We start from the raw sequence: 10389 nt of genomic DNA, 5'->3' as shown, positions 1-10389 counted from the left end.
TTTCATCCACAGAAATTTTTCCTTTTGCAACAGAAGTAAGATTTCCTTTTCCATAAGGTTCAGAGAAAGTCCAAAAAATCATTCTATTATTTTGAAAGTCAGGATCTATAGCAACATCCAATAATCCACCTTGTCCGGAATTGTCCACTTTTGGAAATCCTGAAATTTTGGAAATAGTCTTTCCATCTTTAGAAACAATATTCATATATCCTGATTTTTCAGTAATCAGGAATCTTCCATCCGGTAAATTGATAATTCCCCAAGGTCGGCCAAGATTTTCTGCAATTACTTCACTTTGGTAGGATGAAGATGTTGTTATTGCTTTTATTCTGGTTTGTCCTTCAAATGCTGGTGTATAATCTGCATTTGGCTTCTGGGTTTCTACGGATAGATTTTCCTTTTGCATTTCTTCGGGAAATTTTTGTTTTCCGTTTTGTTTGTTTTGGCAGGAAATAACAATGAAAATTATTATAAACAGAAATATAGTGTATCGTATCATATTTTTAATTTCTTATTTAAAAACAAGTTACAAAATTATCACCAGAATAAAATGCAACTTTTGTGGAGTTGTTTATAAATTTTAAATATGAATAATTCTTATAAAAAATAAGATTTGATTATTAAAAAAAATTCACTATTCTGAGTATATTACTGATAAAAACCTTAATTTTATCGTATGTAAAAAAATAAACTATGGAAAGTAAAAAAATAAGTGTCCTATTTTTTATAGGAATTGTTACTTGTGGATTTGGACAAAATACCGACACCTTATCTAAAGAAAGTAAAGTAGAAGAAATTGTACTTACAGGTTCGAGAAATAAAAAACGGACGGTAACCAACACTCCGGTTCCGGTAGATGTAATTGATTTGAAACAATTGAAGGAATCAACCGGACAAGTAGATGTCAATCAGCTTCTTCAATTTTCTGCTCCTTCTTTTAATTCTAACAAACAATCCGGATCGGATGGAGCTGATGCTGTTGATCCCGCTACTTTGAGAGGACTTGGTCCGGATCAGACATTGGTTTTGCTTAACGGAAAAAGATATCATCAATCTTCACTCATCAATTTATTTGGAACTCGAGGAAGAGGAAATACAGGGACAGATTTGAATACAATTCCGGTTGCAGCAATTAAGAGGGTGGAAATTCTTCGTGATGGCGCTTCTGCACAATATGGTTCGGATGCAATTGCAGGGGTAATCAATGTAGTGTTGAATGACAGAGATCGCGGATTTGTAGGAAATATTTTTTCGGGAGTCAATCTTTTTAAAAGTCCGGGAGATAATGATGTAGTTTCGGATCATAAATTAGACGGTTTTACCATAGATTTTAGTGGAAATTACGGAACCAAAATCGGGAATAAAGGTTTTGGAAATTTCACATTAGAATTCATTAATAAAGACTACGCAATCAGAAATGCAAATCCTGCTAAATATGATGCGCCAAGACAACGGTTCGGAGATGCAAAATCCCGCAATATGTATTTCTTTGGTAATATTGAAATTCCTTTTTCTGATGATTTAAAATTTTATTCTCACCCCGGTTTTTCATATAGAAATACAAATGCTTACGCATGGACAAGAAGTGCAGATGCTGATGGAAATATTCCCGAAGTCTATCCAAATGGATTTAATCCAATACAAAACACAAAAATCACCGATTTTACATTTGATAACGGATTAAAATTCAAAGTTGCAAATTGGGATGTCGATTTTTATAATGCTTTTGGCAGCAACAGATTTATCTATCAGATAGACAACACCATAAATGCTACTTTAGGCGTAAAATCGCCAACCAGTTTTGATGCAGGTGGTCATTCATTGCTTCAGAATACAACAGGATTTAATGCAACAAAATCATTTGATGTACTTCATGGATTGAACGTAGCTTTCGGTTCGGAATTCAGGTATGAAAATTTTAAAATTATTAAAGGAGAAGAAGCCTCTTATGCTGCGTACGACATCAATGGAAATTTGGTAACGGCAAATACACCTGAAGAATTATTAGTAATTGTTCCCGGAACAGGAACTGATCCTGATACCAATCCCGTTCGTTATCGTCCAGCCGGATCACAGGGATTTCCCGGCTATTCTCAAAGCGTAGATAAAAACCGAAATAATATTGCAGCGTATGTAGATACAGAATTGGATGTTACCAAAAACTGGATGATCAGTGCAGCCGGAAGATATGAAAATTACAATGATTTTGGAGGAACTCTCAATGGCAAATTTTCTACACGTTATGCTTTCACTCCGGAATTTGCATTTAGAGGATCTATTTCTACAGGATTTAGAGCGCCATCTTTAGTTCAAAAATATTATAGCCTACAATTCACCAACTTTCAGGGAGGAGAATTGGTCACCATACAATTAGCTTCCAATGATAGTGATCTTGCAAAAGCAGTAGGAATTCCTCAATTAAAACAAGAAACATCTGTAAATGGAAGTGCCGGTTTTACTTTTAATACAGCAAAATTTACAGCAACAATTGATGGTTACTATATTAAAATAAAAGACAGAATTGTATTAACAGGGACTTTTGATCAGACTGATAGCGAAATTGGGCAAACTTTAGCTGACCTTAATATAGATCAGGCACAGTTTTTTACCAATGCCATTGATACCAGAACGAAAGGAGTAGATGTTATTCTTTCCTATAATGATACTATTGGAGCCGGAAAACTCACCGCCACTTTAGCCGGAAATTATAACGAAATGGAAATTACCGATGTTCACACTTCTGATAAATTAAAAGGAAAAGAAGATGTGTATCTAAGCGGCAGAGAAAGAGCATTTATTTTGGCTTCTGCTCCAAAAACGAAATTCAATCTGAATTTAAACTATAAAATCAATAAATTCAATGCGAATCTTCAATTTGTGAGATTCGATAAAGTGACTTTAGTGGGTTATAACGGAGACGATGATTTCCAATATTACACCCCTAAAGTTACCACAGATATTTCTTTTGGATATGATTTTTCAAAAAATTTCACATGGATTCTTGGAAGCAAAAATGTTTTCAATCGCTATCCTACTTTGCAAAGAAATTCCGTTTCGGATGGAAATACAGAATCGGGAGGAATATTTGATCCTGTTCAAATGGGATTTGCTGGAAGACAGCTATTTACGAGTATTGGTTTTAAATTTTAATCTCAATTATTTTTTTAAAGAGTTCTGTAATGGAACTCTTTTTTATTTCCTAATTTTGTTGAATGAAATTCAATCTTCAATCCGAATACAAACCAACCGGAGACCAACCTCAAGCTATTGAAAAACTGACAGAAGGTCTTGAGCGTGGAGAAAAATATCAAACTTTATTGGGAGTTACCGGTTCCGGAAAAACATTCACTGTAGCAAATGTGGTGCAGAATGTTCAGAAGCCGACTTTGGTTTTGGCGCATAATAAAACTTTGGCGGCTCAGCTTTTTATGGAATTCAAAGAATTTTTTCCTGAAAATGCGGTAGAATATTTTGTTTCGTACTACGATTATTACCAACCTGAAGCCTACATTGCTTCCACTGGAACTTATATTGAAAAGGATCTGAGCATCAACGAAGAAGTTGAAAAATTGAGACTTTCTGCAACTGCAAGTTTGCTTTCCGGAAGAAGAGATGTTTTAATTGTGGCTTCCGTTTCATGTATTTATGGTATCGGAAATCCTACGGAATTTCATAAATCTTTGATTTCAATTTCGATTGGCGAAAAAATCACAAGGACAAATTTGCTTCATTCATTAGTTAATGCTTTGTATGCAAGAACATTAAATGAATTTCAACGTGGAACGTTTCGGGTGAAAGGAGATGTGATTGATGTCTTTCCGGCTTATGCAGATAATGCAGTTCGTATTCAGTTTTTCGGAGATGAAATTGAAAAAATTCAGACTTTTGATCCTGTTTCGGGAAATGTGACTTCTAATTTCGACAGCATTCAGATTTATCCTGCTAATCTTTTTGTGACTTCAAAAGAAACCTTGAACGGAGCGATTCGTTCCATTCAGGATGATTTGGTGAAACAGGTAGAGTTTTTTAAAAATATTGAAAAACCATTGGAAGCCAAGCGTTTGGAAGAACGGACGGAATTAGATTTAGAAATGATAAAAGAATTGGGATATTGTTCCGGAATCGAAAATTATTCCAGATATTTAGACGGAAGATTGCCAGGATCAAGACCATTCTGTTTGTTGGATTATTTTCCGAAAGATTATTTGATGGTCATTGATGAAAGTCATGTTACAATTCCACAAGTTCATGCCATGTACGGAGGCGACAGAAGCAGAAAAGAAGCGTTGGTAGAATATGGTTTTCGTCTTCCTGCTGCAATGGACAATCGTCCTTTAAAATTTGATGAATTTGAAGGAATGCAGAATCAGGTGATTTATGTTTCTGCAACTCCTGCAGATTATGAACTGGAAAAAACAGAAGGAGAATACATAGAGCAAATTATTCGTCCAACCGGACTTTTAGACCCAATTATAGAAATTCGACCAACATTAAATCAAATTGATGATTTGATGGAAGAAATCCAAAAAAGAGCAGAAGCAGACGAAAGAGTTCTGGTTACTACTTTAACCAAAAAAATGGCGGAAGAACTCACCAAATATTTCACGCGTTTCGGAATTCGGACAAGGTATATTCACTCCGATGTAGAAACATTGGAGAGAATCCAGATTATGCAGGATTTGAGAACCGGACTTTTTGATGTTTTAATTGGTGTCAATCTTTTAAGGGAAGGTTTGGATTTACCGGAAGTTTCATTGGTTGCTATTTTGGATGCTGATAAAGAAGGAATGTTGCGTTCCCGCCGCTCAATGATTCAAACGGTTGGTCGTGCTGCAAGAAATATAAATGGAAAAGCCATAATGTATGCCGATAAAATCACAAAAAGTATGCAGGCAACCATTGATGAAACCAATTACAGAAGGACAAAACAAGAAGAATATAATAAAGTAAACGGACTGGTTCCTACACAATTAAATAAGAAAATTTCTGATGCGTTAATTGGAAGAAGTAAAGATTTCCCGGATGAACGATACACTCAAAAAGAAATTCTGCAAAAAGTGGCGGAAGAACGGGCATCTTACAATTCTGAAGATTTGGAAAAATTAATTTCCCAAAAGCAAAAAGAAATGGAATCTGCTGCCAAAAATCTTGATTTTATAAAAGCGGCAAAATTGAGAGATGAAATTGCTGCTTTGAAGGGGTAAATATTTTTATAAAATGTTGAAAACTATTGTTAATTCAAAAATAATTCTTACTTTTGCACCTCGAATTAAATAGAATTATTAACTAAAAATTTATAAACAATGTTTGCAATTGTAGAGATAGCAGGGCTTCAATACAAAGTTGAGCAAGACCAGAAGTTGTTTGTAAACCGTTTGAAAGGAGAAAAAGGAGACAAAGTTTCTTTTGATAAAGTTCTTCTTACTGTAAACGGTGCAATCACTGTTGGCGCCCCGGCTGTAAGCGGTATCACTGTAGATGCTGAAATTTTAGATCACGTAAAAGCGGATAAAGTAATCGTTTTCAAAAAGAAAAGAAGAAAAGGATACAAAGTAAAGAATGGTCACAGACAATCTTTAACTCAGATCCAGATTACAGGAATTTCAGGATTCGATGGTGCTAAAAAATCTGCAAAAAAAGAAGCTGCTCCTAAAGCAGAAAAAGCAGAAACCAAAACTTCAAACGCAGATAGAGATACCGTGAACTTCAGCGAAGATCATGAACTAAACTATCACTTGAAGAAAAACAATCTTTCCCAATCTAAAGAAAACAGAGAAGTTCTTGTAGCATTAGGAAAAGAATTGAAAGAAGAATTAGGAAAAAACATTCTTACTCATGAAGAAGTAGATGCTCTTATCGAAAAGAATGTTGCTCAATTTAAAGAACTTAAAAAATAAAAAACCTAAAATAAAATGGCACACAAGAAAGGAGTTGGTAGTTCCAAAAACGGTAGAGAATCTCACTCTAAGAGATTGGGTGTGAAGATTTTCGGTGGACAAGAAGCGATTGCTGGTAACATCATCGTAAGACAAAGAGGTACTAAACATCACCCAGGTGCAAACGTGGGAATTGGTAAAGACCATACTTTGTTTGCTCTTGTAGACGGAAAAGTGGTTTTCACTAAAAAAGCAAACGACAGATCTTTTGTATCTGTAGAACCAAACGCTTAATTTTTTGCGTTATAAAAATACAAACCCCAACTAAAAAGTTGGGGTTTTTTATTAGAATTAATCAGTTCAATTATTCTCAAATTTAAGATTAAAATTGAATTTTTTCCGGATAAAAATTTGCTTTAAAAACAAAAAACCGCAAAGAAATTTTGCGGTTTTTGATGAACTATATTTTCAGTTTTTTTAGCAATATTCTTCATAAGCAGCCTGAAGATTGGCAGCAATTGCACCGGCAGGATTTCCCTCAATGTGATGTCTTTCCAACATGTGAACCAATTCTCCGTCTTTGAAAAGAGCAACACATGGAGAACTTGGTGGAAACGGAGCTAATAATTTTCTAGCTTCAGCAACCGCATCTACGTCAAATCCTGCAAAAGCAGTTACCAAATGATCCGGTTTTTTATCTCCCGTTAAAGAATATAAAACTCCGGGTCTTGCTGCTCCAGCTGCACAACCGCAAACAGAGTTAATCATTAAAAGTGTAGTTCCGGATTGCTTTAAGGCTTGATCCACCTGTTGCGGCGTTGTCAAATCTTCAAATCCTTTATCTGTAAGTTCTGCCTTCATTGGCATTACAAGTTCTTGTGGATACATAATGTATATAAATTTAAATTGGTTAAAATGGTTTCGCAAAAATAATCAATAAATCAGAATACTTTTGCACCAAATATTCTATCAAAATTATACCAAAAATCTATTATTACATTTTGTCAGATTATTGAAAATTGGGAGTCAGAAATTGCATTGGAATATCAACTCCAAATCTTATCTGATCGTACGGAAAATCTTTAATTCCTTTTTGAAATTGAAGAAAATAGGACGTTTTTTTAGGTTGAATCAAAAATTTGGAAGCAAAAACTACCGGCTTATTTCCATAATCTTCAATCCGATTAATCCAACCGTTATATCCGGAAAGAGTGTTTTCCCAGCTTGCTTTTTTATTTTTAAGAATTAGTTTCAGTCCATACATCGGAGCATCATCCTGAACATTTAAGTTAGGAGTTTGCACATCCCAAGAAAAAAATCCTAAATTTCCTACTAATCGGATTTCATTTACTAAATTATTTTGCAACATCCATGATTTTCCAAATTCCGCATCGAAATAATATCCTGTTGTATTAAAAAATCGTCTGTCTTTGAAACTGCTTCCGGAAGCGGTTTTTAAAGTAGCATTAAAAATAATAGCCGGCAAATTCTTCTTTTCTTTAAAAAGAGAAATTCTAGTCTGTATATATACATCTCCAGATGCAATTCCGGAATTATGAAGCATTTTTCTTTTTTCTTTCACTTCGTCCGTTACCTGAAAATGTTCCAAAACTGTAGCCCAAGTTTTAAGAGAAACTTTACCTTTTAGTAATGGAATTTCAAATTTCATGTTGGAAGAAACGGTTTGATCTCCATGTCCGAAATAGTAATCCGCAGTAGTAGTAAAATGGGTTTCCATAGGAATAGTAGCATCTGTAAATTCCGGCACGGGATTCGCATTTGGGCCAAACCAACTTGTCGTATGATGAATCAAATCCTGAGATCTCCCAAAAAAAGAAACAAGAAGAAAAAATAAAAATATCGCCTGTCTGAAAAAAACCAAATACGATTCTCTTTTGAAAGTAAAAATTGAAAAATTCATAGTTTATTAAAACGCAAAAATATAAAATAAAAAGCCTGAAACAAAAACGTTTCAGGCTACATCAAATCGATATGCAAAGGTTGAATATCCTTGTTTAATTGCTGGTCTTTAGCTGATTTATTGATAGTCAAAACCATCAACCGACAACTATCAACTAACAACTATTATTTATGAAAGTAATTTTTTTGCCATTTCGGAAATGCTTTTTCCGTCGGATTTTCCGGCTAAAACTTTTGAAGCAGTTCCCATTACTTTTCCTAAATCTTTTAGGCTTTCCGCTCCGGTTTCAGAAATTATTTTTTTCATTTCTGTTTCCAGTTCTTCTGCGGAAAGCTGTTTCGGAAGAAACTGCTCAATTACTTTCATTTGCGCTTCTTCTACTTCGGCTAAATCGGTTCTTCCCTGAGCAGAAAATTGCTCGAAAGAATCTTTTCTCTGCTTGATCATTCTTTGCAAAATGGCAATTTCCTGTTCAGTAGAAACTTCCGCTCCTTTTGCTTCCGTTTTCAAAAGGAGAATCTGGGATTTTACAGCACGAAGAGAATCCAAAGCTACTTTGTCCTTTTCACGCATTGCCGTTTTAATGGCTTCGTTTATGGTATTTTCTAAACTCATAATTTTAAATTTGTTGTCAGTTGATAGTTGTCGGTTGATAGTTATATCATTAATCCGTTCTATCAACTATCAACCGTAAACTATCAACTTATTAATCTACGTCTTTATTTAAAAATCTGTTTTCACGCACCTGAATTTGTCCTCTTTCATTTTCAGAAAGGAAAGAATTGATCTGCTGTTCAGAAGCATTTTGGCTATCAATGTTGATATTTTTTCTCTTGAATGCAGGAATTTTTTCAAAATCCATTTCGTTTTCTAAAACTTGATAACGAGAATTGAATTCCTTCAATTTGTTTCTTCTTTCCTGAACTTTCTGATCGTGATTAGAAGTTTTGCTAATGAAGGTAAATCCACTATTTTCTTCCATAAAAGAAATTGGCTCTTCATTGATTTCTGTAACAGGATCGTCTTTTATCGGTTCTGTTTTTTGGAAATTTTGTACCGGCTCTTCTTTATCTTCCGCTTTTGTTTCATTTATCTCAAAAACGCTTTCGTTTTCCACAGGTTCATTCACAAAAAAGCTAAATTCTACCGGTTTTTCTTCTTCATTTTTTATTTCTTGTTTTGGAGAAGGTCTGTCTTCTACTTCAAATGTGAAAGATTCAGATTGTGGTTCATCATCAAAATCGGAATATGAAAAAAGATTGACTTCTTCCTGTTCTTCAATCATGTCGAAATTTTCATTTTCATGATCGTCCCCAAAAAATTGAATCTGAGTCGGAATTTCTTCCTCAATAATCATTTTTTTTTCAGGAGATGATGCCTTAAACTGAGGAACATCAGAATTGCCATCATCTTCTAATCTAAAAAAATTTTTTCCTCCGAAGTTTTCCGTTTTCACGTCACTTTCCGCTTCATATCTTGATTTGAAAGGAGATTGTCTTTCTTCTTTTTTTACATCATCATGAAGGTTGAATTTTATTTTTTCAGTTGGCCCGGAATGTTTCAGATTATCTTTTGCAAATCCTGTTGCAATTACCAAAACGCTGATTGCATCACCCAGTTCTTCATCCGTTCCAACCCCGAAAATAATATCCGCAGTATTTCCGGCTTCTCTCTGAATATAATCATTAATTAATCCGATTTCGTCCATTGTTGCCTCTTCATTTCCGCTTCGGATAAGAAGAAGAACGTTTTTCGCTCCGGTGATTTTGTTATCGTTCAATAATGGAGAATCCAGTGCTTTTTTCACCGCATCTTCCGCTTTGTTTTCTCCGGAAGCGGTTCCGGTAGACATCAATGCTGTTCCGGAATTGGCAAGAACAGATTTTGCATCACGGAAGTCGATGTTTACATCAAAATATCCGGTGATTACTTCTGCCATTCCTTTTGCTGCATTTGTCAAGACTTCATCGGCTTTTGAAAATCCTTGTTTGAAACCAAGATTCCCGAATTGTTGTCTTAGTTTATCGTTATTAATGACAATCAAAGAATCTACATTGTTACGAAGTTTTTCCAAACCAAGCTCTGCCTGATCCAATCTTCTTTTTCCTTCAAAACTGAAAGGAACGGTAACAATTCCTACAGTGAGAATTCCCATTTCTTTTGCCACTTTCGCAATAACGGGAGCAGCTCCGGTTCCGGTTCCACCTCCCATTCCAGCAGTAATGAAAACCATTTTTGTATTTTGACCAAGTGCTGCTTTGATTTCGTCGATGCTTTCAATTGCTGCTTTTTCCCCAACTTCCGGATCAGCTCCTGCTCCAAGACCTTCTGTCATGGTAATTCCAAGTTGAACTTTATTGGCAACAGGATTATTGTCCAACGTTTGTGCATCGGTATTACAAATTACGAAATCTACACCGTGAATTCCTTTTTCGTACATGTGTTTCAGGGCGTTATTTCCGCCACCACCAACTCCAATTACTTTTATAATTGAGGAATTTCCTTTTGGCAAATCAAATGAAAATCCTTGTGTGCTAAAACCTTCCATATCTTAATTTTTTTTTTATAATTGATGATTGATAATTTATAATT

General features: G+C 34.8%; 9 protein-coding genes. 4 read left to right on the top strand and 5 right to left on the bottom strand.

Going from position 1 to position 10389, the window contains the following annotated elements; translation table 11 throughout:
- Nucleotides 1-406 (bottom strand): PQQ-dependent sugar dehydrogenase (locus AC2A1C_RS13525; RefSeq protein WP_484026351.1); only part of this gene is annotated, 406 nt, incomplete at its 3' end.
- Nucleotides 407-693: 287 nt separating this feature from the next.
- Between AC2A1C_RS13525 and AC2A1C_RS13520 the strand changes: the two genes are divergently transcribed.
- The 4 genes from AC2A1C_RS13520 (at nucleotide 694) to rpmA (ending at nucleotide 6170) form a co-directional block, all read left to right on the top strand.
- Nucleotides 694-3150 (top strand): TonB-dependent receptor plug domain-containing protein, encoded by a 2457-nt coding sequence (locus AC2A1C_RS13520; RefSeq protein WP_484026349.1) that lies wholly within the window; start codon nucleotides 694-696, stop codon nucleotides 3148-3150.
- A 62-nt stretch (nucleotides 3151-3212) separates the two neighbouring features.
- Complete coding sequence (uvrB, locus tag AC2A1C_RS13515) at nucleotides 3213-5204, top strand: excinuclease ABC subunit UvrB (protein WP_484026348.1); 1992 nt, start codon at nucleotides 3213-3215, stop codon at nucleotides 5202-5204.
- 99 nt (nucleotides 5205-5303) lie between these two features.
- Nucleotides 5304-5897: a 50S ribosomal protein L21 gene (gene rplU, locus AC2A1C_RS13510; RefSeq protein WP_484026346.1), complete on the top strand. Its 594-nt coding sequence runs from the start codon at nucleotides 5304-5306 to the stop codon at nucleotides 5895-5897.
- A gap of 15 nt (nucleotides 5898-5912) precedes the next feature.
- Nucleotides 5913-6170 carry a 50S ribosomal protein L27 gene (gene rpmA, locus AC2A1C_RS13505; RefSeq protein ID WP_484026345.1) on the top strand — a complete coding sequence of 86 codons (258 nt, stop codon included), beginning with the start codon at nucleotides 5913-5915 and terminating at the stop codon, nucleotides 6168-6170.
- Nucleotides 6171-6353: 183 nt separating this feature from the next.
- Here rpmA and AC2A1C_RS13500 read toward each other — a convergent pair whose 3' ends face one another.
- The 4 genes from AC2A1C_RS13500 to ftsZ all read right to left on the bottom strand — a co-directional run bounded on the left by AC2A1C_RS13500 (nucleotide 6354) and on the right by ftsZ (nucleotide 10345).
- Nucleotides 6354-6764 carry a BrxA/BrxB family bacilliredoxin gene (locus tag AC2A1C_RS13500; RefSeq protein ID WP_484026343.1) on the bottom strand — a complete coding sequence of 137 codons (411 nt, stop codon included), beginning with the start codon at nucleotides 6762-6764 and terminating at the stop codon, nucleotides 6354-6356.
- A gap of 121 nt (nucleotides 6765-6885) precedes the next feature.
- Entirely contained in the window at nucleotides 6886-7797 is a 912-nt protein-coding gene (locus AC2A1C_RS13495) for a hypothetical protein (protein ID WP_484026342.1), read from the bottom strand.
- A gap of 168 nt (nucleotides 7798-7965) precedes the next feature.
- On the bottom strand, nucleotides 7966-8412 hold the full coding sequence (locus AC2A1C_RS13490) for a GatB/YqeY domain-containing protein (RefSeq protein WP_484026340.1): 447 nt from the start codon (nucleotides 8410-8412) through the stop codon (nucleotides 7966-7968).
- Between the two features lie 91 nt (nucleotides 8413-8503).
- A complete protein-coding gene (gene ftsZ / locus AC2A1C_RS13485) occupies nucleotides 8504-10345 on the bottom strand; it encodes a cell division protein FtsZ (protein WP_484026339.1) in 1842 nt (613 codons plus the stop codon).
- Between the last annotated feature and the right edge of the window lie 44 nt (nucleotides 10346-10389).

The sequence above is a fragment of the Chryseobacterium sp. HNCC26DJ241 genome (assembly GCF_057180505.1).
This window is presented reverse-complemented; position numbering and strand designations above follow the sequence as displayed.